A 25,611-nucleotide genomic window follows, 5' to 3' on the forward strand; every position below is an offset into this window, starting at 1 on the left:
TCAGGTCGGAATTTCCACCAACCCGTCCAATTCCGGCAGCAGGACGACGCTTTCCTGTTCGTTCGGATCGGTGCGGGCGATCACCGCGGTGCACGGCGTGCTCGAAAGGTTGGCCGGCAGATGCGGCACGCCTGCCGGAATGTACATAAGCTCGCCGGCATGCAGCACGACATGGTTCTCCAGCCGGTCGCCATACCAGGTGTGCGCCGAGCCGGAGAGCATGTAGATCGCCGTCTCGTGGGATTCGTGCAGATGGGCTTTCGCCTTCACACCCGGCGGGATGGTCAGCAGATGCATGCAGATGCCTTTCGAACCCACAGTCTCCGTGGCGATCCCTTGGAAATAACTCAAGCCCTGCTTTCCGTCATAGGTGGCATCGGGCTTCACGACACGGCAGGTGGGGTTTGATGCGCGGTCCATTGCGTCGATCCTCATTTGGCAGGGACAAGGCTTCAGCATATCATATCCGGCCCCTGATCACGGGCGAAGGAAAGCGAAAAACGGCGTTTGCGCTCGCTTTGCTTTTTCTGGCGACAGGTTCAAATGCCGATGCACAGATATCTGTTATCGACGGTGTTTATGGTGACGAAGGCGGCTGCCGTTTCGCACGCACCAACGAATGGGAAGAGTTTTTCGCGACCCTCACCGACGAAAGCGTGACCACCGCCCTCTCCCACTGTGAATTCAAAGGAATGGCCAAGCCGATTGTCGGCGGCTTCAGGACGGAGGCGGTCTGTGATGAAGAAGGGGAAGAGCAGAGGCATGAGTCGGTGATCGATATCCTTCGCAATGGCGATGTCTATACTGTGCGCTTCGCAGATGGACTTGAATGGGGGCCTTTTACAAAATGCCGATGAACGAACACCCTTCTTCCGTCGTCTCGGCAAGAAAGCTTGGCCTGACTTTCGAGACCAGTGACGGTCCGGTACATGCCCTCTCGAATGTCGATCTGGAGGTCCGGAAAGGTGATTTCGTCTCCTTCATCGGCCCGTCCGGCTGCGGCAAGACCACTTTCCTGCGCGTGATTGCCGACCTGGAGAAGAACACGACGGGCGAAATCTCCGTTAACGGCATGACACCGGAAGAAGCGCGCAAGTCTCGCTCCTACGGCTACGTCTTCCAGGCACCGGCGCTCTATCCCTGGCGGACGATCGACAAGAACATCGCGCTGCCGCTGGAGATCATGGGCTACTCGGCAGCGGAGCGCGCTCAGCGTATCGAACGCACCCTCGATCTCGTCAACCTGTCGGGCTTCGGCAAGAAATATCCATGGCAGCTTTCGGGCGGCATGCAGCAGCGCGCCTCGATCGCCCGCGCCCTCGCCTTCGATGCCGATCTGCTGCTCATGGACGAGCCGTTCGGCGCGCTCGACGAGATCGTTCGCGACCATCTGAACGAACAGCTTCTGAAGCTCTGGTCCCGGACGGAAAAAACCATCTGTTTCGTGACGCATTCCATTCCGGAAGCGGTCTATCTCTCGACCAGGATCGTCGTCATGTCGCCCCGCCCGGGCCGAGTGACGGACATCATCGAGTCGACGCTGCCAAGGGAGCGCCCGCTCGATATCCGCGAGACACCGGAATTCCTCGAAATCGCCCACCGCGTGCGTGAGGGCCTGAGAGCGGGACACAGCTATGAGGAGTGAGGTATGAACTCCGTCTTCCTTCTCTGGCTCACGGGCGCCATGGTGACATTCCTGTCCGCCGCGACTGCCTCACGTGCCTATGTCACCAACAGCAATATCCTCGTGCTTCTCCTGTCGCTCGGGCTTTATTGCATCGGCAACCTGATGATGGTGCGGCTGATGCGCGAGGCAGGGCTGGGACTGGCGATTTCCGCTTCGGCCATTGCCCAACTCCTGCTCATCAACGTTATTTCTTTCGCGATCTTCGGCGAGCGCCTAAGCACAACCCAGCTTGCCGGCGTCGGGCTCGGCGTCGTCGCCATGGTGCTGATGCTTTTTCCACTGGAGGCCAAAAGCTGATGCAGCAGGAAAGGCTCCTCCATCACCGCATCCTGCCGGTCGTCACGATCCTTTTTATCATCGTTGCGGTGTGGTATGCCGCAGCGGTCTTCATGAACGCACCCTTTCAGCGCGATCTCGACCGGCGCGGCAATGTCACGTCGACACCCATGGATTTCATCGAAAGGACGCTCTCTCAGCCGAAGCCGGTCCTGCCGGCACCGCATCAAGTGGCGAGCAACGTCTTCGAGAATACCTTTCTGCGCCGCGTCACCTCGAACCGCAGCCTCGTCTATCATAGCTGGGTCACGCTTTCGTCGACCGCCGTCGGCTTCACGCTCGGCACCCTGCTCGGCATCCTGATCGCCGTCGGCATCGTGCATGTGAAGGCGCTCGAGCGCAGTCTCATGCCCTGGATCATCGCCTCGCAGACCGTGCCGATCCTGGCAATCGCGCCTATGGTCATCGTCGTGCTGGCGGCGGTGAACGTCACCGGATTGATCCCGAAAGCGCTGATCTCGACCTATCTTTCATTCTTTCCCGTTGCGGTCGGCATGGTGAAAGGCCTGCGCTCGCCGGAACTCATCCAGCTCGACCTGATGCGCACCTATCATGCCAGCGCGGCGCAGACCTTCTGGAAGCTGCGCGTGCCGGCGTCGATCCCGTTCCTGTTCACGTCGATGAAAGTAGCGATCGCGGCAAGCCTGGTTGGCGCGATCGTCGGCGAATTGCCGACCGGCGCGGTCGCCGGCATCGGCTCAAAACTCTTGGCAGGTTCCTATTACAGCCAGACGATCGACATCTGGGCGGCGCTGATCGCCGGTTCGGTACTGGCGGCCATTCTGGTCACCTTTGTTGGAGTGATAGCGAAGATCGTCGACCGCGCGATGGGCGGGAGGCCGGCATGAACGCGATCTTCCGCTCCTGGCAGGGCGCACTTGCCTTTCTCCTCTGTCTTGCAGCCCTCGCTTCTCTGCCGCTGCTGAAGACGGATACACCTTCGCCTTTCAGCAGTGGCACCTTAGCCCTGATCTTCGCACTCACGATCGGCACCGCGCTGCTTTCTTTCAGCAGGCTCCCCGCACCCCTTCTGGCCGCAATTTTGTTTGTCGGGCCCCATCTGGCGACCTGGTTCCTGATCAGCGGACTTGCGGGCTACGAGGGCAAGGCGACTATGGCCTTCTTCCTTCTGATTGCCGCATGTTGGCTCCTCGCCTGGCGCTGCGTCACGGTGCTCTCCGATATGCATCCGAAATCGAAGGGCGGCGATACCTTTCTGCAGCTCCTCATACCGGCGATCTTCGGTGCCTGGATCCTGATCCTCTGGGAGGCGATCACCCGCGGCGCAGGCATTCCCTTCATCCTCCTGCCGCCGCCATCGGCGATCGGCGCGCGCATCGCCGGATCGGTCGCGACGTTATGGGCGGACGTGCGGCAAACGATCTTCAAGGCTGTGCTCTTCGGCTACATCGTCGGCTGCGCATCCGGCTTCATCGTCGCGATCCTCGCGGACCGCGTAGCCTTCCTGCGGCGCGGACTTCTGCCGATCGGCAACATGGTTTCGGCCTTGCCGATCATCGGCGTTGCACCAATCATGGTGATGTGGTTCGGTTTCGACTGGCAGTCCAAGGCAGCGGTCGTGATCATCATGACCTTCTTTCCGATGTTGGTGAACACGGTGGCAGGCCTTGGCGCCGCAGGAGCCATGGAGCAGGATCTGATGCGCTCCTATGCATCGGATTATTGGCAGACGCTGATGAAACTCCGCCTTCCGGCCGCCATGCCGTTCATCTTCAACGCGCTGAAGATCAACTCGACGCTGGCACTGATCGGCGCGATCGTGGCGGAATTCTTCGGCACGCCCATCGTCGGCATGGGTTTTCGCATCTCGACTGAAATCGGCCGCATGAATGTCGATATGGTCTGGGCCGAAATCGCTGTTGCGGCGGTGGTCGGTTCGGTTTTTTATGGTGTCGTGGCGCTTGCGGAAAGGGCGACGACGTTCTGGCATCCGTCTAACCGTGGGGGTTAGGCGCTGAAATCCGGACCCCAGCAAATGGGGCCGGTACGACAGAGGGAAACGACAATGAAGAAGATTATGATGACATTGATGGCGGGCGCGTTCTCGCTCGCGAGCGCCCAGGCGATGGCCGCCGACAAGGTCACGCTGCAGCTCAAATGGGTGGCACAGGGTCAATTTGGCGGCTATTACGTCGCCAAGGACAAAGGCTTCTATGAGGAAGAAGGCCTCGACGTGACGATCAAGCCCGGTGGGCCTGACATCGCGCCTGAGCAGGTGATCGCCGGCGGCGGCGCCGACGTCATCGTCGACTGGATGGGAGGCGCGCTCGTCGCTCGCGAAAAGGGCGTGCCCCTCGTCAACATCGCCCAGCCCTTCCAGAAATCGGGCCTCGAAATGATCTGCCCCAAAGACGGTCCGGTGAAGAACGAGGCCGATTTCAAGGGCCGGACCCTCGGCGTCTGGTTCTTCGGCAACGAATATCCGTTCTTCGCCTGGATGAACAAGCTTGGCCTCAAGACCGATGGCGGCAAGGACGGTGTAACGGTGCTGAAGCAAAGTTTCGACGTGCAGCCGCTCGTCCAGAAGCAGGCCGACTGCATTTCGGTCATGACCTATAACGAATACTGGCAGGCGATCGACGCCGGTTTCAAGCCGGAAGACCTGGTTGTCTTCAACTATACTGAAATGGGCAACGACCTGCTCGAGGACGGCCTCTATGCCAGGGAAGACAAGCTGAAGGATCCCGCCTTCAAGGAAAGCATGGTCAAATTCGTCCGCGCCTCCATGAAGGGCTGGAAATACGCCATCGATAACCCGGACGAAGCCGCGGAGATCGTCATGGACAATGGCGGACAGGACGAGAACCACCAGAAGCGCATGATGGGTGAAGTCGCTAAGCTGATCGGCGACGGATCGGGCGTGCTGAAGCCGGAACTCTACGAGCGGACCGTCAAGGCACTCCTCGATCAGAAGATCATCACCAAGCAACCTGAAGGTGCGTACACGACCGAGATCACTGACGCGGCATTGAAATAAAAATCGTCTGCCGTTCACCAATTGAGAACGCGCGGCTTCTTTCTGCGCGTTCTCTGAAATATTTTGATACAAAATATAACCAAAAGTCATCTCTCCCATAACGGGTGCGGATTGATTTGTGCGGCGCAAACACGTAAAAGTTCTGCCCGGATGGAATCTTTCGCTGCCGGTCTTGTAACCGTTTTGTGCGGTTCCCACCTTGATCCGGGGTCATCGCGTGCGGGGGGACGCGACGAGACCGGAGAGGTTCCCAGCGAAATACTTGCCCCTGATGTTAGGTCGGACATAGTCGCATGTTTCGCAAGTTCCCGAAGTCTGTCGGTATTACGGCTCTCCTCCTCTCGCTTGCCGCGAGTTCCGCTTTATCGCAGGAGGTCACTCCCTCGGCCCCCGCCGAGCCGAAACTGCCATCTATCGTCGTCACCGAGGCTGTGACCAAGCCGCTCGTGGATCGCGTGATCGCGACCGGCACGATCAAGCCCGTTGAAGAGATTTATGTACAGCCACTGGTCGAGGGCCTGTCGATCAAGACGCTCAACGCAGATGTCGGCGACGAAGTGAAGGCCGACAGCGTGCTTGCAACGCTGAATGACGACGCGCTCCTCTTGGAGAAGAGCCAGCTTGAAGCCAACAGGGCGAAGGCCGAGGCTGCCCTTGCACAATACAAGGCGCAAGTGATTGAAGCGCAGGCCAATCTTGATGACGCCACGCGTCAGCGCGACCGTACGAAGCGGCTGAGCCAGAACGGTACGAGCACGGTTTCCCAACTCGAACAGGCGGAAGCCCTCGTCGAGGTACGCCAGGCGCAGTTGAATGCCGCCAAACAGGCGGTCGCGGTTGGGGAATCCGACATCAAGGTGGTCGACGCCCAGATTGAAGACGTCGACCTGAAACTTGCCCGTACAGGCGTGAAGACACCCGTCGCCGGCGTGGTTTCCCTGCGCAATGCCAAGGTAGGCGCGATCGCCAGCGGGACCGGCAATCCGCTCTTTACGATCATCAAGGACGGTGCGATCGAACTTGTAGCCGATCTTTCCGAGACCGATATCCAGAAGATCAAGGTCGGCCAGAAAGCGATCGTGACGATTGCCGGAGGCAGGACGAAGATCGAAGGCAAGGTGCGCCTCGTTTCACCAACGGTCGACTCCACCACGCGGCTCGGCTCCGTACATATCGTCGTCGATGACGAGAGCGGCGCGCGCGCCGGCATGTATGCCAGCGCCGATATCATCGTCACTGAAACAAACGCGCTGGCACTCCCGCTTTCCGCCGTCACCACCGACCGAAACGGCTCCACCGCCCGCAAGGTTGAGGATAACGTGGTCAAGCAGGTGAAGATCGAAACCGGCATCCAGGACGGTGGTTTCGTCGAGGTCGTCAGCGGCCTCGAAGCCGGTGACATGGTTGTGGCAAAAGCCGGCGCCTTTGTCCGCGATGGCGACAAGATTGCTCCGGTTCCGGCCGAGCCCAGCACCATATCCAACTGAGACCAGAACGAGGTAAGCCACATGAACTTCTCCGCCTGGTCGATCCGAAATCCGATCGCGCCGCTGCTTGGCTTCGCGCTTTTGCTTTTTGTCGGCATCCAGTCCTTCTATGCCCTGCCGATCACCCGCTTCCCGAATATCGACGTTGCGGTCGTATCGATCACCGTGACCCAGAGCGGCGCTTCGCCCGCAGAGCTTGAAATGCAGGTGACGAAGGAGATCGAGGACGCTGTCGCCTCGATCAGCGGCATCGATGAGATTCAGTCGACGGTGACCGACGGCCAGTCCCAGACAGTCGTGGTTTTCCGTATCGAAAAGCCGACCGATGAGGCCGTGCAGGATACCAAGGACGCAATCGACAAGATCCGCAGCGATCTGCCTGCTGGGATCGAAGAGCCCGTCGTCACGAAGGTGGACGTCGAAGGCCAGGCGATCCAGACCTTCGCCGTCTCCTCCCCGAACATGACGCTCGAAGAGCTTTCCTGGTTCGTTGACGACACGGTGAAGCGCTCGCTGCAGGGCCAGCCAGGCGTCGGCCGTATTGATCGTTATGGCGGCGCGGACCGGGAAATCCGGGTGTCGCTGAACTCCGCCAAACTCGACGCCTACGGCATAACGGCGGCGGACGTCAACCAACAGCTTCGCGGCACGAACGTCGATCTGGGTTCCGGCCGCGGGCAGGTGGCCAATAACGAGCAAACGATCCGCACGCTCGGCGACGCCCGTGATGTAGCGCAGCTCGCCGATACGACGATCACGCTCCCGACCGGCCGTTTCGTGAAACTCTCGGAACTCGGAACCGTCGCCGACACCTATGAAGAACCGAAATCCTTCTCGCGCTTCAACGGTACGCCGTCCGTCACTTTCGCGGTCTTCCGCGCCAAGGGGGCCAGCGAGGTCTCGGTCGCAGAAACGGTCGCGACGAGCCTTGACGAGGTGCGCAAGGCCAATCCGGACGTTTCGATCGAGATGGTCGATGACTCGGTCTACTTTACCTATGGCAACTATGAGGCTGCCCTTCATACCCTGATGGAAGGTTCGCTCCTCGCCGTCATCGTGGTCTTCCTGTTCCTGAGGAACTGGCGCGCGACGCTGATTGCGGCCGTCGCCCTTCCTCTCTCCGCGATCCCGACATTCTGGATCATGGACATTATGGGGTTCTCGCTGAACCTCGTGAGCTTCCTGGCCCTGACGTTGGCCACCGGTATCCTTGTCGACGACGCGATCGTCGAGATCGAGAACATTGCCCGGCATATCAAGATGGGCAAGACTCCCTATCGGGCGGCGCTCGAAGCGGCAGACGAGATCGGGCTTGCGGTCATCGCGACGAGCTTCACGATCATTGCGGTCTTCGTGCCGGTCTCGTTCATGCCCGGCATTCCGGGTCAGTATTTCATCCAGTTCGGCCTGACGGTCGCCTTTTCCGTTTTCTTCTCGCTGATGGTGGCACGCCTCATCACGCCGTTGATGGCCGCTTATCTGATGCGCGCCGAAGACGCCATGGAAGACCATCACGACAACGACAGCCGTCTGATGAAAGCCTATACCAGGCTCGTTACCGGCACGACCCGCAAATGGTATTGGCGGTATACGACACTGCTCGCCGCGATCGCCTTCCTGGTTGGCTCCATGGCGCTCCTCGCGCAGGTTCCCGGCAGCTTCATGCCGCCGGACGACTCGTCGCGCGTGGTGCTCTCGGTCGAGCTGCCGCCGAATGCAACCCTCGATGAAACCGCTGCCGCAACGGACAAGGTCTACGATGCCATACGCCACATTGACGGCGTGGAGAGCATTTTCATTCTCGGCGGCGCTTCTCCCAAGGGCGATCTCGAACTGCGTCGCGCGACGGTGCGCGTTATCCTCCAGAACATCGACCATTCGCTGGTGAAGACCCTGGTCAACAAGGGTCTCGGATCCATTCCCCTGGTTGGCGACTACCTGCCGAAGATAAAGGAGAATGGCCGTACCCGCCCGCAATGGGATGTCGAGAAAGACATATTCGCTGCCGTCCAATCGATTGCGGATGTCCGTATCTCGAAGGTCAACGACCGCGCCGAACGCGATCTTTCGTTCAACTTTCTCTCCAAGAGCGAAGAGGATCTGAACGAGGCCGTCAGCCTGCTGGAATCGAAGCTGCGCGCTTCGCCCATCCTCGCCAACATCTCTTCGGAAGGCGCCCTGCCCCGACCGGAACTGCAGATCCGTCCGCGCATGGACCAGGCCTCACGGCTCGGCATTACACCGCAGCAGATTTCCGAGACCGTGCGCGTCGCAACGATCGGCGATATCGACGCCAACCTTGCCAAGATATCTCTCGACGACCGGCAGATCCCGATCCGGGTGCAGGCCTCCCTTGACGTCCGCCGCGACCTTGCCGCGATCCGCGCGCTCAAGATCAAAACGGCTTCCGGTGCAAGCGTGCCGCTCTATAGCGTCGCCGACATCGACTACGCGGAAGGTCCAAGCTCGATCAAGCGCAACGACCGCAACCGTGTCGTGTCGATCGGTTCCGACGTACCGTTCGGCACCGCGCTCGACACGGCGACAGCCGAGTTCAAAAGGATCGTCGACGAGACCGAACTCCCGCCGAGCGTACGGCTTGCCGAAAGCGGTGACGCCAAGATCCAGGCCGAGATGACCCAGAGCTTCGGCAATGCCATGCTGCTTGGCCTGATGCTGGTGCTGGTGGTGCTGATCCTGCTCTTCAAGGACGTGATCCAGCCCTTCACCATCCTGTTCTCGCTGCCGCTTGCGATCGGCGGTGTCGCGGTGGGGCTGATCGTCACCCAGAATGCGCTCTCCATGCCGGTCCTCATCGGCATCCTGATGCTGATGGGCATCGTGACCAAGAACGCCATCCTGCTCGTGGACTTCGCGATCGAAATGAAGCGCCACGGCCTGGAACGTGTTCACGCCATGGTGGAGGCGGGCCGCAAGCGTGCCCGCCCAATCATCATGACTTCGATCGCCATGTCGGCGGGGATGTTGCCCTCCGCGCTCGGCGTCGGTGAAGGCGGCTCGTTCCGCGCTCCCATGGCGATCGCGGTGATCGGCGGCATCATCGTTTCGACGGTGCTCTCGCTCGTGGTCGTGCCATCCTTCTTCCTGATCATGGACGATCTTTCTCACCTGCTCGGCAGGATTTTCGGACGGCTCGTCGGCAGGAAGGAAGAGGAAGAGGTCGATCTCTCCAAGGAAGAGCTCAGCAGGGAAGCCCGCAAGAGCGCCGAGTCGATCGCTTCGCTGGAAGAACGCCTCAACCAGATCGAACGGCAGACCAGCGCCAACGACGATCGTTCTTCCGGCGCCCAGACGGGTACAAAGGTGCTCCGTCTGCCGCCGATGGCTGCAGAATAAGCATCGTTCAACGGCATTTCAGTAACGCCGGGCCCTTGGGTCCGGCGTTTTTCTTGGGCGCGCAAAAATTGCAGAAAATTCTCGGAATTTGATCGGCGTCAAACGGGGCGTTCATAAACCTGTTACTTTCCGTGACATCGGGAATGCGCAACGGCTCAAGCGATGGAAGCGACGACGGAGATGATGAACAGCAACCTGAAGCTCACCAATCGGGATCGGGCTGTGCTGATGAAGACGCCTTTCCTGGCCGGGTTAAGCGGCAATTCCCTCATTCGGATGTTTGCAAATATGACCGTGGTGAGCCTTTCGGCGCGGAAGTCGGTTTTCCGGGAGGGCGAAAATGCTGATGCTCTCTACTGTGTTCTAAGTGGTTATGTGCGGCTTTACCGGCTTAATCGCGAAGGCCGTGAAGCGGATATCCGCATCTGCGGTCCTGGTGATACATTTGCCGAATGCCTGATCTATGGCGGAAACCAATTCCGTTACAACGCCCAGGCCGCCGAAGCAGTAACGCTCGCCAGATTCGATCTGCAGGCGGTTCGGGAATTGGCCGAACAGGAGAAGGATATCTCCAAAGCCGTGATGACGTCCTTGTCCCGGCATCTTCTCTCGACCATGGATTGCGTCGCCAATGACAGGCTGTATACGGCGCCGCAACGGGTTGCGAACTATATTCTGGCGCGGTGTCCGGTCGACGGCGGCCCGGCTTCCATCCGCCTGCCTTTCCAGAAAAGCCTGCTCGCGGGAATGCTTGGTCTCGCACCGGAGGCCCTTTCGCGTGCGTTCTCGGCGCTCCGCAAAACCGGCGTCACAGTACGCGGCCGGGTGATTCAGGTCGTCGACGTGCAGGCCCTGCGCGAGGTCTAGCGGCCACCTCGGCATTGATGCGGCACGGGGTTCTAGGATCTGAAGTCGGCGAAGAAGAGACAACCCTCCGACACGCAAAGCTGATCAGCCCGGCGCGCATGTCGCCATCCCCCCTTCGCGAAGGAAACAGGCTCAATCCACTTGAGCGAGCATTTGACATCGTTTGCCGTAACCCTATGTCGGCAGGTGAAGCGCAGCACTCCGCGCCCCCCGGGTTCATATTGATTGAAACCTGATTACCGCATCAGGGGTCAATTTCGGAGTTTGCGATAGAGTCGGTATAGTATGTCGTCAGCCTTGGCACCTGTTCGATCAGCATCGGCGCGAGTGCCTTCTTTGTCGCGGTGTCCCCGCCATATTTCGCCTGCAGGAAATCGCGATGCATGGGCAGACTTTGTCTGCATTCTTCTCCAAGGACTGTGAAAACCACCGACTGTTCGGATTTGCCCTTGACGCCGATCCGGTCCAGTTCGAACACGACGAAATGCTCCTGCACGGCATGGGCAGTCGCCTCGCCGATCAGAAGCGGCACACCATAGGCCTTTGAAGCACCCTCAAGTCTTGCAGCCAGATTGACGGCATCGCCGAGCGCTGAATAATCGAAACGGCTGCTCGACCCCATATTTCCGACGACGCATTCGCCGGTATTTATGCCGATGCCGATCCTGAGCGGATAATAGGTCCGGCCGGCGGCTTCAGCCTCCCTTCGCAGATCACTGTTGAGCGTCTCCATCGAGACGAGCATGTCGAGGGCAGCCGAGACGGAATGGACTGCATGGTCAGCATCATCCAGCGGCGCGTTCCAGAAGGCCATGAGACAGTCACCGATATATTTGTCGATCGTTCCCCCATAGGAGAGCACGATGTCCGAAAGCGGTGTCAGCAGGCGGTTGATCAGCATTGTGAGCTGTTCGGGATCGTCCTTCAGCAATTCCGAGATTGTCGTGAAGCCGCGCACATCGCAGAAGAGAATGGAAAGCTGGCGTCTTTCACCGCCAAGCCTCAGCCTGGAGGGATCACGGGCGAGTTGCTCCACCAGGGCCGGCGCAAGGTATTGAGAAAACGCGCGCGTGATCTGGCGACGGTTCTTTCGCTCTTCGGCATAATCGAGCGTTGCCTGCGCGGCCGCGACGCCGATGAAGGCCAGCGAAGGCGCCATCGGCGAAGCAAAGACACGGCCGAAGCGCAAGGTCAGGTAGCTGCCGGTAAACAGCAGCACCATCGCGGCCGCTCCAACGATAATGGTGCGCCAGCCGGTGCCCTTTGAGACAAATACGGCGGCGACAATCACTGCAGCGATCAGCAGAAGCTGCGTCATGGTTCCGCTGGCCTCCGCTATCCAGCTCCTCATTCGCAGGTTATCGAGTATCGTTGCCTGGACCTCGGCACCGGCGACCAATTTGCCCGTATGCACGGTATAGGAGGTCGGGAAGGCGTCGGCGCCCCCTTTGTCAATCGAAGGCGCGTTCTGGAGGCTCAGGCCAACGATGACCATGCGGTTCTTGAAAATTCCAGGCGGCAGGAAATTTTCCGGATCGAGCGCCTGATAATAGGAAACGGTCGGATAGGTCCTCGCTCCCCCGAAAGTCTGGATCAGGCCGCCTGGTTCCGGCAACTCGGTCTCGATGCCGGCAGCGGTCGCAATCATCGCGGCAAAGCTGTCGTCGTAGGCGGGCATCGCACGCAGCACGCCGTCGCGGTGAAGATTGACCGAGGCGATGCCGACAAGTGCCAGCCTGTCCGAGAACAACTGAAGAGGCATGACCCGAATAAACTGATCGGCCTGATCGGATGTCACCAGCGTCTCATCGCCCGCAAGCACCACGTCCGGGCCGAGAGACTGGGCAAGCGCCTCGTCTTCAGATGAAGTGGAAGGCTCCGAAAAGATGATGTCGAGCCCGATCACTCTCGCGCCCGCGGCGCGCAGCGCCGAGATCAACCGCGCATGCAGGCTGCGCGGCCAAGGCCACTGCACATTGATTTCGGCCAGGGACGGCTCATCGATCGCGACGATGATCGGCCCGTTTTCGGGAAGCGGTTCAGCGCCGATAGTGGAGAGATAGTCGAAGGCGCGGTCGTCGATGAGCGGCCAGCCCGGCAGCCGGGTGATCAGGGTGACGGCCGCGAAGATGAAGGCTGCAAGTGTGGCGACCTGCACGCGGCGGGATGAAAAGAACCGCGTTGCCGACAGTGGGAGGCCGCGAGTAGCCATCAGAACCGCACTTTGAGTGAACCCTTGAAAGACCTGCCCCAGCCCGTGATCGGATTGCCGAAATCGTCGTGATCGAGCGTAAAATCCTCGTCCAGAAGATTATACGCCGCCAATTCCAGTTCGAAACGCTTGTCGAACGGCTCCCAGGTCAGGCTGGCATCCAGCGTCCAATAGTCGCCGAGATCAAGACCGTCCTCGTCGACACGCTCACCGATGTAATTCGCTGCAATTGTGGCCTTGACGTTGGCTTCGTTGACCCAGGTGAGTGCCACCTGTCCCGCCCATTCGGGAACGAAAGGCAGCTGCCCTCCGGCAGTTGGCGCGCTGCTTTTGTCGTCCGTATCCGAATAGGCCACCGTGGAGGATAATCCAAAGCCGTGCCCGAGCAGAAGATTTGCGGTCAAGCTGGTCCGGTCGATGCTTCCGCGGCCCGTATCAAAGGTATCGGCCTGCAGAGGAAGGATGATGCTGGCGTCGTGGACGTCCTGGTGTTGATATTCCAACGCCGTGAAGAAATCTGTTGTCCATTCCGCATCCCAGCGAAAAGCGTAGGTATCCAGCGAACCACCCGGATCGAATGAAATTTCGTTCTGCTGGAGGCCGACGATACCGACTGGCGACAAGGTCGGTGTGCTCAGATCGACGCTGTTGCGGATAAATCCGGCACGCAACCATTGCCCTTCGAACGGCGACCAGGCGATACCGACGCGCGGATCGAGCCTCACCGTGTCGGCTGTGTCATCCGAGATCAGCGAGCCGAACAACGCATACTCGGCCTTGAGGTCGGCTGTTATGTCGTGAAGCAGATCGGCATAGATGCGGCCGACACCGTTTCTGTCAAAATCTTCGGCAGACGTGATCGGAAACGGTACTGGTACCACAAACGAAAGGTTCTGTGATTGGTAGGTATCGATCCAGCCGCCTTCGATGCCATATCGAAGGGTGAAATTGTCCATTCCAATGCTGTGATTGATGGCCGCGATGTAAGTTTGCTGACGGAGTTCATTTTCCGTCAGCCACCCTACTGCGCCTGCAACGCTTGAGACTTCCTCGTATAGCTCACTCTTACGCTTCTGCTCGCTGAAAAGCAGGGCCGCATTGAGAATGTTCTCGTAGCCAAATGTATGACTCCAACCTATTCCACCATTGGTAATGGTGGTGGTGGAATCGATATCATCCACCAAAACCAAACCAGGGACGGACAAAGTCCGAGAATCCCGGCTGAAATCGGCGTGCGCCTGATTGAAATATAGAACGAACCGGTCGTAAGGCGTCGGGCTGGCAGTCAGATATACGTTGCCACCCAAAACCTTGTTGTCGATATCGAGATCCGTCAGCCCGCTGATATCGCGGCTGTCCGGCAGCGTTTGCCATTCCAGATTGGCATAGAAACTGATCGGGAAGGGAAGATTGCTGTAGCCTTGAACTTCCCCTTCGGCGACATAGCCCAAGTCTCCGCCCGTACTCGTAATGCCGCCACCGATCGAAGCTTCCAGGAATGGCTGGGGAAGCAGATCGATACCGCGGGTGCGTGACGAGATCAAAGTGGGCTCGAGCAGCAATCCCTGCAGAATTGACGAGAAGCCCTGACCATTGGGGCTATTGTTGATGATGTCGGCGCCGTAGAGATAGCCGTTTGCGAACGGGTTGGCGCTACCGCGAATGCCCTGGTCGATATAGGAGACGCCCGAGAACGGATCGAACACGGCATCGCTGTAATATTCGCCCCAGGCATTCAGCCCCTGAAAGCGGAACGCATAGTTCAAGGCCGAGCCGGCCTGCTGGTTGGCGCCGAGCGAACTGTATTGTCCGCCGCGGGCCCTGGCACGCTTCACATATTCCTGCGCGTTGCGGATGGCGCCTTCGGAATCGTAACTATCGATGGCGACCGACGTGCGAAGGGCCGAAATTCCGGGGCTATTGTCATCCAGCCGATCCGCATTGTCGGCCGCCTGTTCGGCGGCGACCCGATCTCCCTTCTGATAGAGGGCCGCAGCCAGCAATGCCTGACCTTCGGCATAGGCCGGATCGGAAACCGTACCGGCCAGCAGATCTTCAAGTGCCCTGTCCATATCGCCGGTCTGCATGAAGTAGCGGCCACGGGCAATCAACGCTACGCTGAGCGTCGGATCGCGTTCCAGCGCCAGATCGATTTCCCGCTTCGCGTCCTCGACACGATTAAGGTCCAGATAGAAGAAGGCCAGATTGGCCCGCGCCACCGGATCTTCCGGATCGAGTTCGATCGCCTTCCTGTAGGCAGCCTCCGCTTCGCGACCGGCGCTGCGCTCCGACTGCAGGTTTCCGATCTCGTTCCAGGTCGAGCTGCTCCCCGGGGTGACCCTGACGGCGGCTTCAGCATCGGCGAGCGCACCATCGATGTCGCCCTCTATTCCGGCCTTGTAATGGGAACGCACCTCAAGGGCGGTCGGCTCCTGAGGATCGATTGCAAGCGCCTTTTTCATCGCGTCTTGTGCCTGCTGCCGATCATTCAATAGCAACGCCAGCCATGCGCGATAGGCGGGAAGCTCCGGATCGTCGGGGTACTGTTTCTCGGCATCCGCCAGAACCTTGATCGCGGCCCTGAGGTCCTGGAGGAAACCGACCGCGTAAGCGCGCAGGAAGGCACCGTCCGGTCCTCCTACCTGAGGCGGCAACGGCTCGACCCGATTCGGATCAGCAAGCGAGCGAGCGTAATAGCCGCCATAAAGCGCGATACCACGCCGTTTGGAATCGAGCCCTCGTTCAGCCTTGGCGAACAGCCGTGCGGCATCAGCATATCGGGTCTCGCTCGCCGCGAGTATGGCCTCGATAAGGGTAACACGCGCCCGCTGCGCTGCGGAGAGCTGCCGACCTTGGAGCACGGCGAGCGTCTCTTTGGTCCTTACCCGCCCCTCCAGCGAAAGCTGCGCTTCTGCAAGCGACACCCAATCCTCGGTGCTGCGCTGTTCCGGCGGCATCGCGGTGATACGATCAGCATTCCGGCGCATGTCCGCAACGGGTTGCACCGATGGCGGCATGCGCTCGAAAGCCTCGCGTGGCGGCAGGTAGAAGAGCATCTGCTCGCGGTCGTCTGATTCGACGATGACCACCTTGCGTGGGGCCTGGCCGATCGAGGCGACCGCCCCCTCACCCTGCCTGACCTCTACACTGCCCTGCGGATTGCTGAACTGAACGACGCCTTCCAGAACCGTAAGAGAGGTCTGGCTTCCACTGACGGTCATCGTCCAGTCCGTGCCGCGGATCGCCGCCGCGGCCGCGGGCGTCTCGACCTGCACGCCAGGCCCGCCGCGCTCGGCGCGAGCCCAGATGGTGCCGGACTGCAGTTGAAGTACGGTGTCGGCACTGGTGCCGGATGTAACCTGTTTCACGACAAGCGCGGAATTGCGGCCAAGGCGAATCTGGGTCCTGTCGGAAAATAAAATTGCCAATTGACCTGTGGCATTCGTGCGCAATACGTCGCCGGTGAGCAGGTCTTGCCTGAGGTCCACGAACCGCCAGTTCGAAACATCGATGAAGCGGACTTCTTCCCCCGCCTTGCGTGCAATGACGGCCCCCGCAGCCGGGCCTGAACGCGGAACAGGGTCCGCCACCGCAGGCGACACCAATCCGCCGGCAAGCACGGACGCCGACATGGCTACGAGATAAAATCGACAGAGAACCCCCAACATGCCTCACCACTGCGTGTAAACTCCGCAAGTGTCAAGAAGCAGGCCGGCAAGAGGATTGCTTTCCTGCCAGAGTGTATTAACAGGGAAACAGTTGATATGCGGAGGGAAAATGAGTGAGTGACTTTGAAGGCGCACCTACCGAGTTGCTGGAAATGCCGATGGCGTCCGGTGAGGTCACCGAGGAATATTTTAATCACGTACGCAAGATAAACGATGTCTATTACGACCAAATAAAAATCTCGGACCAGAAGGCAGCTTACATTTTTACGTTCATGCTTGCCTTCCTTGTTTCCTCCACGGAAGGAAGAAACGTTTTTAACTGGTCACGCTATTCCCAGGGAAGCTGGATAGAGATAACTTTTTCTGGAGCTCTGGCGTTGGCGTCTGTTTGGTCAATACTGTCGGCGATAATGGTTGTATTGCCGCGCAAGGCAAAAAAATCGACAACGCTGTTCTGGGGCACGTGGACTCAGCATCGGCCAGTCTTCGAGCAGGCTGCCGAGCACGGCGATATCGGCTACCTCTTCAAGGAATATCTGGACAATGCGGATGTTCTCTCGCTGATCGCGACCCAGAAATATAAACTTGTGTCCTACGCTTTCCGCGGACTTATGGTCACGGTTGTCGCTTATGTCCTGCTTCTGCTCTTGGCCCAGAACCAAACATAGCCATGCAACCCGAAGGATCGATGCCGGGAGCCGACTGTCCCTCTGCAATGGACGCCGTAGCGCTTGTGTCTTTCAGGGGTTATCCTGACAGAGAAGGAATGGAGGCAGCAAAGGCATCGCATCTCGGATAGTCAGGCGACTGATTTCCTTTGACTATTTCCTGAGAGGCTCATGCCCGGAAGGTCATTTTAAGAAAAGATGAACAACGATAGGCTTCAAGTGAGGTTCTGGGGGGTCCGCGGCAGCATTCCCGTATCCGGCCCCGATTTCAGCCGCTATGGCGGCAATACGGCCTGCATCGAAATCCGCTGCGGTGATGATCGCATTTTGTTCGACGCTGGTTCCGGTCTGCGCGAGGCTGGCCTTGCCTTGGCCGCCGACGGCGTGAGCGATGTCGACCTGTTCTTGAGCCACTGCCACTATGATCACATCATCGGCTTGCCCTTCTTCGACCCCATCTACCGTCCGTCGGTCAAGACGAATATCTGGTCAGGCCACCTGCACGGTAAGATGACTACACGGCAGATGGTCGAACAGTTCATCAGCCCACCATGGTTTCCGCTTCACGCCTTCCCCGCGACAGTCAATTTCCGCGACTTCAGCCCTGGACAGATGCTCACGCCCCGCAAAGGCATAACGATCAGGACCTTCATGTTGAACCATCCAGGCGGAGCGGTCGGCTACCGGATCGAGTGGAGAAGCAAATCCGTAGCGCTGGTCTACGATGTCGAACACAGTCCGGGGGTCTACGATCCCACCCTGCTGGAATTAATGAAAGGCGCCGATCTGGTCGTCTACGATTGCACCTACAACGAAGACGAAATGCAGCATTTCAGGGGCTTCGGTCATTCTTCTTGGCAACACGGAATCAAGCTGGCCCAGATGGCGCATGCAAGACGCTTTGCCATGTTCCATCATGCTCCCTCGCGCACAGATCAGCAGCTCGCTGAGATGGAGCGCAGCGCAAAACTCGTTTTCCCCGGCGCTTTCGCGGCATATGAAGGACAGATCGTGGAGATTTAACTCCCAGGCCGGCAGGTTGCTCGCTAGCGTCCCATGTCATAAATCGCAAATATCTGCCTGTATCGTGGCATGGCTTCGCAACCAACTTCAAGAACCGCAATGAATGACGATGGGCGATGCAGCCGGATTTGGTTCGGGCTTTTCATCCCGTTGCTGCCGATGAACCACGTCATCAAACTCGTCGCGCACCCTTTTTCCCTTCGTTCACAGCGACTGCATTGTGTTTGGCGCGTTTGTCGATGATGATAGGTCGATCTACTTCGCTGGTGGGAGTTTCCGTGGCTTCGTTTCTACAAACCCTTTCCCTTGTGGCCTTTTCGTCCCGGCCGTGAGCTTCCGAGCGGGTTGACGACAACGATGGAAAAGAGCCTGCTCCGCTATATCTGGAAGAATACCCGGCTGCAGCAACTGTGGATTCTGCTTGTCGTTGCGGCCTCCATGGTGCCCTACTTCCTGGCTTTCGACCTGCCGAAACGGATCGTCAACGGACCGATCCAGGGCAGTGGTTTCGAGGATCCGGACACACGCCAGACATTCCTGCATATTGCCTATGACGTTCCGCTCTTCGGCAATGTTGAGTTCTTCAGGGGCATCGAGCTCAACCGCCTGCAGATGCTTGCAGTGCTCAGCCTCATCTTCCTGGCACTGGTGGTGGTGAACGGCCTCTTCAAGCTGTACATCAACACCTATAAGGGCCGGCTCGGCGAACGTCTGCTGCGCCGCATCCGCTTCGAGCTCATCGACCGCGTCCTGCGCTTTCCACCCAAGCATTTCAAGCGGGTGAAATCCGCCGAGATTGCGACCATGATCAAGGATGAAGTGGAGCCTTTTGGCGGCTTCACCGGAGACGCGTTCGTTCAGCCGGCGCTGCTCGGTGGCCAGGCACTCACGACGCTTATCTTTATCATCGTCCAGAACTTCTGGCTCGGAATGATCGCCGCAGGCATCGTCGTGGTTCAGGCAATCCTCATACCGCGCATGAGGAAAAGACTGCTGGAGCTCGGACGTCAGCGTCAGATTACAGCCCGCGAACTATCCGGGCGAGTGAGCGAAATCGTCGACGGCATTGGCGCGATCCATGGCAACGACACCTCCAACCTGGAGCGTGCCGACATCGCCTGGCGTCTCGGGCGCATCTTCTCCATCCGCTACGACCTTTATCAATGGAAGTTCCTGGTGAAATTCATCAACAACTTCCTTGCCCAGGTCACACCGTTCCTCTTCTACGCTATCGGCGGCTATTTCGTTCTGCTGGGCAGGCTGGACATCGGCCAGTTGGTGGCCGTCATTGCCGCCTACAAGGACTTGCCTGGACCGCTGAAGGAGCTCATCGATTGGGATCAGGCTCGCCAGGATGTGCAGGTCAAATATTCCCAGGTCTATGAACAGTTCAACGTGGAGCCGCTGATCGACAGCGGCATCCAGGCGGTTGCGACAGCACCGGTGGCGGCGCTGAAAAGCGCACTCGTCATCAACAACCTCTCGCTCAGCGACGACAGCGGCGCCCGGCTCCTGAACCAGGTCTCAACCGAGATCAAGCCTAATGAAACCGTTGCCATTGTCGGCGCCAACGGCAGCGGAGCTGAAGCCTTTGCGGAGGCGCTCGGCAGGCTCGCCTGGCCGGATTCGGGCGGCGTTACCATCGATGGCCGCGACCTGCTCCAACTTCCGGAATCGATCACCGGCCGCAGGATATCCTATGCATCGGCCGATACTTTCTTCCTGCATGGAACGCTGCGCGACAACCTGCTCTATGGGCTGAAACACTCACCTTTGAGAGAGGCACGGTACGAAGGTGGGAATGCCCGCGAATTCGAAACATACGCGATTGAAGCACGCAAGGCGGGCAATCCAGCCTTCGACCTCAACAGCGACTGGGTGGATTACGCAGCCGCCGGAGCCCAGGGACCGGAAGATCTTCTCAAGATAATTCGACCGGTGCTGGATGCGGTGCAGATCTCCGAGGATATCTTCGATCTCGCGTTGCGGTCGACCATCGATCCGGATGTCCATACGACGATCGGCCTGCATCTTGTCGAGCTGCGAACCTCTCTGCGCAGACGGTTGGCGGAAGAGGACCTCGACGACATCGTCGTACCGTTCGATTTCGATCTTTACAACGCGCAGGCTACAGTCGGCGAAAATCTGTTCTTCGGCACAACCAAGCACCCTATGAAGAATAGCCCTCAGCTTGCGACGCATCCTTATCTCCAACAGATCCTTGGTGACACAAGCCTGAACGACGATCTTTACGCGATGGGCTTTGAGATCGCCGAAAATGCCGTCGAGCTTTTCCATGACCTGCCGCCGCACCATGCGTTTTTCCAGCAGCTGACCTTCATGACAGCCGATGAGATCCCCGCCTATCAAAGTCTGCTTCAGCGGCTTCAAGGCAGCCCCCCGAACGAGGTGTCGTCGGAGGATCGCACGCTGATACTCGGGTTGAGCTTCTCCTATATCGAGCCGCGCCACCGCTTTGGTCTGCTGGACCAGAACCTCATGGAGAAGATTGTCAACGCGCGCAAAAGGTTCCATGCCCACATTCCCGACGACTTGGCCGGACTGGTGGAGCGCCACGACCCGCAACGCTTCTCCAAGTCGGCGAGCCTCATGGACAACGTGCTTTTCGGTCGCGTTGCCCATCAGATGGCTGATGCCTCCGATCAGATCCGCACGCTCATGCGAGAGATTTTCTTCGCTCTCGATCTCTATGACGACGTGCTGTCTGTCGGCCTTCAGTTCGACGTCGGTTCAGGCGGAAAGCGCCTCACCATGGTGCAGCGGCAGAAGCTGAATCTTGCCCGCGCGCTGCTGAAACGCTCGGACTATTTTATCTTCAATCGCCCATTGTCTGCGCTAGACCGGCGGCTTCAGGACCAGATAACCCGCTGTGTCATCCAGGATCTGCATCGGGGAGGTCATCGCCCTTCCATCACCTGGGTCCTTTCCGACCCGAGCCTTGCGGAAATCTTCGACCGGGTCCTCCTCTTCCACCGAGGAACATTGGCGGAATCCGGCAGTTATCTGAAACTCTCGCAGACAAACAGGATTTTCAAGGAACTGCTATCGTAATATTTTGCGGAAGAAGACGTTAGCAGGGATTACGGCAACAGGCAGGACGCTTATTTTGCTGATAGACGAAGTCGAAATGCTGAGACAGGTACCCATCTTGGCCCGGATCAAGCCGGCGAAGCTCAAGCTGCTTGCTTTTGCCTCCGACCGGATGACCTACCGCCAGGGCCAGGACCTATGCCGACAGGGCGACGTGGGCGACGCGGTCTATGTGATACTTTCTGGAACGGCTGATATTATCGTTTCCTCGCCGGCGGGAGAGATCAAGGTGGCCGATGTCGGAGAGAACGCCATCGTTGGAGAGATCGCGGTTCTCTGCGATGTTTCTCGCACGGCCACCGTGCGCGCCACATCTGCACTTGAGGTCCTACGGATCAAAAAGGAACATTTCCTGGAACTCGTGAACGATTTTCCCCAAGTGGCCGTGGAGATCATGCGCATGCTTGCCGCGCGGTTGAGCCATGCCACCGCCGAGCTGACCGCAGCCCGCGCATTGAATCCGCCTTCGACCGCCCAATAAAACGGCCGATACCGATAAATAATGGTCTTGCAGAAATCTCGACTTCACATGGATAGCTGCTGTTATTGCAGTCTTTTAGGCTGAAAATCTTTACTTTGACGGCATCATAAGGTCGCGCGACACGCATAACTTGCCGAAGAAATTGAAAAATGCTAATATTCAACGTTGCCGCGATAACACTGGCCTGCCTTTGAGAACGACCATCAGGCCGTGACCCGATGTAGGGAGAGGGCGTGCCGTGGTTTCCTTTGGATCAATCTTCTTTGCCGTTGTGCTGGTCGCCGGTGTTGCTTCGGCTGGCCCTCTGCAAGATGCCGCTGAACAGGGAGATCTGGAGCTTATCAAGCGCTCGCTGGATGGCGGCTCCGATATGTCAGAACCGAACGAGGCAGGAGATCCGGCACTTGTACTGGCATCTCTAAAGGGTCGGGTCGATGCCGTGGCGCTTCTGCTCGAAAGAGGCGCCGATATAGAGGTCCGAAACAAAGGCGGACTGACTGCATTGCATGCTGCCTCCTATGCCGGAAATCTGGATGTCGTGAAACTGCTCGTGGCAAAGGGCGCGGCCGTCAATGATGCCAAGAACTTCTACAAGATGTCGCCATTGCATGCAGCAGCGGAAGAAGGTCATGCCGACGTCGTGGCCTTTCTATTGGCAAATAAGGCCGATATCGAAGCCGCCGAGAGGAACGGTTATACTCCCCTCACACAAGCCGGATGGCGCGGCTATTGGAATGTTGCCGAACTTTTAATGAAGGCTGGAGCGATCTGTCAGAAAGCCGAACTCGTCGGCGAGCCGCTCTACAACGAATGCATCAGGCGCAAATAGCCTGATCCTTGGGACGAAATACGAATGGAGGACTGAGATGTCTCGCAACGGTCTGAAGGCAAGCATGCCGAACATATTGGCCATCGGCGGCGCTGCCATGTTGATTTCACTCTCCCAGCCGGCTTTTGCGGAAGATGTGGTCAACACCGGTTACTTTGGCGATGTCGCAATCAAGGGATATGATCCGGTTGCTTATTTTGTCGAAGGCAAAGCTGTTGAAGGGAGCGAAAAATATTCCCATCGCTGGCTCGGAGCGGTCTGGCATTTTTCGAGCGCGGAAAACCGCGATCTTTTCGTCAAGGACCCATCCAGCTATGCGCCTCAATATGGCGGCTATTGCGCCGACGGCGTTTCGTTCGGAACGGTAACCACAAATGTCGATCCGCGTGCCTGGCGCATCATCGATGGCAAACTTTATATAAGTTACGACCCCGGCGCCGCTGAAGGTCTGGAAAAGAACCCCACAAAGGTCGTCGATTCGCAAAGGCACTGGTCCGAAGTTCAGCAGACGCTGATTTCTGAAAAAATGCACGGAGACTGGCTGCATCCTGCTGCCCAATGACCGGATTCAAGATTAGTGCCCATCGCGTGCCAATGAGAAGAACTGCAGGGAGCGCGGCGTGACATGGACGTAGGTATCGTTCCGCCCGGTTGAATCCGTATTGCGGAAAACCTGACCGCATACCAATCTGTCCAGAAAATACCCATCGAATTTTTCACACAGACTGTCGCCCTGAATTTCAACGACGCCAGTGATGTTTGTGTTGGTGCTGCGATAGGCCGTTTTTCCGGTCTTGTCGAAATACTGCATGAAATCGGTACCGTTCTTGTGCCTGCCGACCCATGTCCGGCTGTCGATCAGATCGCGGAGATCCGTTCCCTTGACACGATCGGCATCCTTGCCTTGGAAAGCGAAAGGCCATTGCGGCACGCCGGCTGACTTCAGTGCTGCCAGATGACGATCGAGATCTTCGTCGCGCCAGTAATCATAGAGATAACTGTAGTAGGTCAGGTTGCTTTCAGGAAATAGCTCGAGAAGTTTTTCCGCTTCCTGTGCAGCGCGTGCCTGATCCTCCTCACTGGCATAGGCGGCGGCGAGATATTCGCGCGCCGGTTCGGCTCTGGGCAGGTCGCCGAGTGCCGCCTCGATCAGCGGGATAGCCCGCCGATATTCCCGCGCCGTATAAAAGACGATACCGGCGAGCAGTTGGAATCCGGGCGCCGGCGAAGGGTCAAGTCGCAACGCCCTCTCGATTTCGGTGATCGCCTGCCCTCGGTCGCCGGTATGGGCCAATATGAGTGCCAGATTACCATAGGCCTCGGCGTCGTTCGGCTGCGCTGCAATTGCTGTTTTGGCGGACTCCAGCGCCTCCGTCTCGCGGCCGTCAACCCACTGCAACAATGCAAGGACCGCATGGGCGCGCGCGTTGTTCGGGTCCAGCTTCAGAGCCTGCCCGGCGGCGTCATAGGCGATCTTCCTGGCAATGGCCGCAGACCACAGGAAATTGTAGTCGTTCCGCCAGACGTCGACCGCCACGCGGGCGATGCCAGCATGCGCATTCGCAAAACCGGGATCAAGATCGATGGCCTTCTGATAGAAAGACAGCGTTCGGCGGTAGGTGGCAACGTCGCCGTATATGAAGCCTTCATGCTCGGCACGCATATAATAATCGTATGCTTCCAGATTGTCGGTCGGTATGCGTGCCAGTTGCGTCCGTTCACCCTGGCTCAGTTTCACCGCTAGGGCCGATATGATCTTGCCGATCACATCATCCTGAACCGCGAACAGGTCGGCATATTTCCGGTCATATTTCTCCGCCCAAAGAGAAAGACCGGTCATCGCCTCGATCAATTTGACATTGATGCGCAGGCGAAGCCCATCCCGTTGCAGCGTTCCCTCCAGGACATATTGGACCCCCAATTCGGCAGCAACGTCCTGGATCGTTCCGGACGTATTCCGAACGGCGAAGACCGAATGACGTGCGATGACGAAAAGACCGGACACCTTGGACAATTCGGTGATGAGATCGTCCGTCAATCCCTCCGCAAGGTGATCGTGCGTCGCATCACCGCTCACGTTGATGAAAGGCAGGACGGCAACGGACGGCTTGTCCGGCAGGGGATAGGCAAAGCGGCCTATCGCTCCCTGGGATTGTGAAGGCGACCAGGGCTGCCACCAGTAAACCATGCTCGCCAGGAGAAGCCCGCAGACTAGGATTGTGACGACATGGACCCAGGGCCACCAGCGCCCTCTGCTGGCGATCGTTTTCCCGGCCGCAGCAGGCTGAAGCAGAACGCGATAGACCCTGATTGGCTCGGCGATACCTTTTATCTTCTGCCGGCCGAGCGATAGATATCCGACGGGAAGCTTGGATTTCAGCTGATCATAGGTAGAACCGGAGACTGCTATGCCTCCGGGTTCCGCAAGCGCCTGTATCCGGTCGGCAATGTTGACGCCGTCGCCATGGATATCCTCTCCCTCGACGATAATGTCGCCAAGGTTGATGCCTATGCGAAACTTCATTTGCTGATCCGGCGGAACCGAAGCGTTTCGCTCGGCTTTCAGCACCTGCACGTCGAGCGCGCAACGCAGGGCGTCGACGACGCTATGAAATTCCACAAGAAGGCCATCCCCTATCGTCTTCACCAACCGACCATTGTTGGCTTCAATAGCGGGGAAGAAGATGCTCTCGGCATCGAAGTGAAATTGCGCTCGTGTTCTCTCCTCGTCGATCTCGCTCAGATGGCTGTAACCGACGACATCTGCAATCAGGATGGCTGCGAGACGGCGTTCCATGCTCCCTCACAGAATATATTAGCGATTATGTTACAACACCCGCGGCGCCGAAGCCATCAAACAAGCGATTCAGCTTGTGATTGGAGGAGA

General features: G+C 58.4%; 19 protein-coding genes. 15 read left to right on the forward strand and 4 right to left on the reverse strand.

Annotated features, from left to right (window positions below; all coding sequences use genetic code 11):
• Positions 1-420: a cupin domain-containing protein gene (locus QEO92_RS15625; protein ID WP_227703647.1), complete on the reverse strand. Its 420-nt coding sequence runs from the start codon at positions 418-420 to the stop codon at positions 1-3.
• Here QEO92_RS15625 and QEO92_RS15630 point away from each other — a divergent pair.
• The 9 genes from QEO92_RS15630 (at position 408) to QEO92_RS15670 (ending at position 10,732) form a co-directional block, all read left to right on the forward strand.
• On the forward strand, positions 408-857 hold the full coding sequence (locus QEO92_RS15630; protein ID WP_227703648.1) for a hypothetical protein: 450 nt from the start codon (positions 408-410) through the stop codon (positions 855-857). The two genes, QEO92_RS15625 and QEO92_RS15630, sit on opposite strands and share 13 nt — an antisense overlap.
• Positions 854-1,645, forward strand: a complete 792-nt coding sequence (locus QEO92_RS15635) for an ABC transporter ATP-binding protein (RefSeq protein WP_037149680.1) — start codon at positions 854-856, stop codon at positions 1,643-1,645. Before QEO92_RS15630 ends, QEO92_RS15635 begins: the two co-directional genes overlap by 4 nt.
• 3 nt (positions 1,646-1,648) lie before the next feature.
• Positions 1,649-1,984 carry a hypothetical protein gene (locus tag QEO92_RS15640; protein ID WP_037149303.1) on the forward strand — a complete coding sequence of 112 codons (336 nt, stop codon included), beginning with the start codon at positions 1,649-1,651 and terminating at the stop codon, positions 1,982-1,984.
• Complete coding sequence (locus QEO92_RS15645) at positions 1,984-2,871, forward strand: ABC transporter permease (protein WP_037149301.1); 888 nt, start codon at positions 1,984-1,986, stop codon at positions 2,869-2,871. The genes QEO92_RS15640 and QEO92_RS15645 overlap by 1 nt, the downstream gene beginning before the upstream one ends.
• Entirely contained in the window at positions 2,868-3,995 is a 1,128-nt protein-coding gene (locus tag QEO92_RS15650; protein WP_227703649.1) for an ABC transporter permease, read from the forward strand. The genes QEO92_RS15645 and QEO92_RS15650 overlap by 4 nt, the downstream gene beginning before the upstream one ends.
• Positions 3,996-4,049: 54 nt before the next feature.
• A complete protein-coding gene (locus QEO92_RS15655; protein ID WP_037149297.1) occupies positions 4,050-5,021 on the forward strand; it encodes an ABC transporter substrate-binding protein in 972 nt (323 codons plus the stop codon).
• Between the two features lie 293 nt (positions 5,022-5,314).
• Positions 5,315-6,508, forward strand: a complete 1,194-nt coding sequence (locus QEO92_RS15660; RefSeq protein WP_227703650.1) for an efflux RND transporter periplasmic adaptor subunit — start codon at positions 5,315-5,317, stop codon at positions 6,506-6,508.
• A 21-nt stretch (positions 6,509-6,529) separates the two neighbouring features.
• Positions 6,530-9,865, forward strand: a complete 3,336-nt coding sequence (locus QEO92_RS15665; protein WP_227703651.1) for an efflux RND transporter permease subunit — start codon at positions 6,530-6,532, stop codon at positions 9,863-9,865.
• Positions 9,866-10,027: 162 nt separating this feature from the next.
• On the forward strand, positions 10,028-10,732 hold the full coding sequence (locus QEO92_RS15670) for a Crp/Fnr family transcriptional regulator (RefSeq protein WP_152601090.1): 705 nt from the start codon (positions 10,028-10,030) through the stop codon (positions 10,730-10,732).
• Between the two features lie 244 nt (positions 10,733-10,976).
• Here QEO92_RS15670 and QEO92_RS15675 read toward each other — a convergent pair whose 3' ends face one another.
• A complete protein-coding gene (locus QEO92_RS15675) occupies positions 10,977-12,944 on the reverse strand; it encodes a CHASE2 domain-containing protein (RefSeq protein WP_280107449.1) in 1,968 nt (655 codons plus the stop codon).
• Complete coding sequence (locus tag QEO92_RS15680; RefSeq protein WP_280107450.1) at positions 12,944-16,612, reverse strand: FecR domain-containing protein; 3,669 nt, start codon at positions 16,610-16,612, stop codon at positions 12,944-12,946. Before QEO92_RS15680 ends, QEO92_RS15675 begins: the two co-directional genes overlap by 1 nt.
• Before the next feature lie 113 nt (positions 16,613-16,725).
• Between QEO92_RS15680 and QEO92_RS15685 the strand changes: the two genes are divergently transcribed.
• The 6 genes from QEO92_RS15685 (at position 16,726) to QEO92_RS15710 (ending at position 23,286) form a co-directional block, all read left to right on the forward strand.
• Positions 16,726-17,280, forward strand: a complete 555-nt coding sequence (locus QEO92_RS15685) for a Pycsar system effector family protein (RefSeq protein ID WP_037149290.1) — start codon at positions 16,726-16,728, stop codon at positions 17,278-17,280.
• A 198-nt stretch (positions 17,281-17,478) separates the two neighbouring features.
• Entirely contained in the window at positions 17,479-18,303 is an 825-nt protein-coding gene (locus tag QEO92_RS15690; RefSeq protein ID WP_037149288.1) for an MBL fold metallo-hydrolase, read from the forward strand.
• A 357-nt stretch (positions 18,304-18,660) separates the two neighbouring features.
• Positions 18,661-21,375: an ABC transporter transmembrane domain-containing protein gene (locus QEO92_RS15695; RefSeq protein ID WP_227703652.1), complete on the forward strand. Its 2,715-nt coding sequence runs from the start codon at positions 18,661-18,663 to the stop codon at positions 21,373-21,375.
• Between the two features lie 52 nt (positions 21,376-21,427).
• Entirely contained in the window at positions 21,428-21,895 is a 468-nt protein-coding gene (locus QEO92_RS15700) for a cyclic nucleotide-binding domain-containing protein (protein WP_037149673.1), read from the forward strand.
• A gap of 238 nt (positions 21,896-22,133) precedes the next feature.
• The gene (locus tag QEO92_RS15705) at positions 22,134-22,724 is read left to right on the forward strand and encodes an ankyrin repeat domain-containing protein (protein WP_227703653.1); all 591 of its coding nucleotides are present in this window, start codon (positions 22,134-22,136) and stop codon (positions 22,722-22,724) included.
• A gap of 97 nt (positions 22,725-22,821) precedes the next feature.
• On the forward strand, positions 22,822-23,286 hold the full coding sequence (locus tag QEO92_RS15710) for a YHS domain-containing (seleno)protein (RefSeq protein WP_407721377.1): 465 nt from the start codon (positions 22,822-22,824) through the stop codon (positions 23,284-23,286).
• Between the two features lie 12 nt (positions 23,287-23,298).
• Here the strand turns inward: QEO92_RS15710 and QEO92_RS15715 are convergent, their stop codons facing one another.
• The gene (locus QEO92_RS15715; RefSeq protein WP_227703655.1) at positions 23,299-25,521 is read right to left on the reverse strand and encodes an adenylate/guanylate cyclase domain-containing protein; all 2,223 of its coding nucleotides are present in this window, start codon (positions 25,519-25,521) and stop codon (positions 23,299-23,301) included.
• Between the last annotated feature and the right edge of the window lie 90 nt (positions 25,522-25,611).

Origin of the sequence: Neorhizobium petrolearium (genome assembly GCF_029854435.1) — a bacterium.
In the GTDB taxonomy this organism is placed as follows: Bacteria; Pseudomonadota; Alphaproteobacteria; order Rhizobiales; family Rhizobiaceae; genus Neorhizobium; species Neorhizobium petrolearium.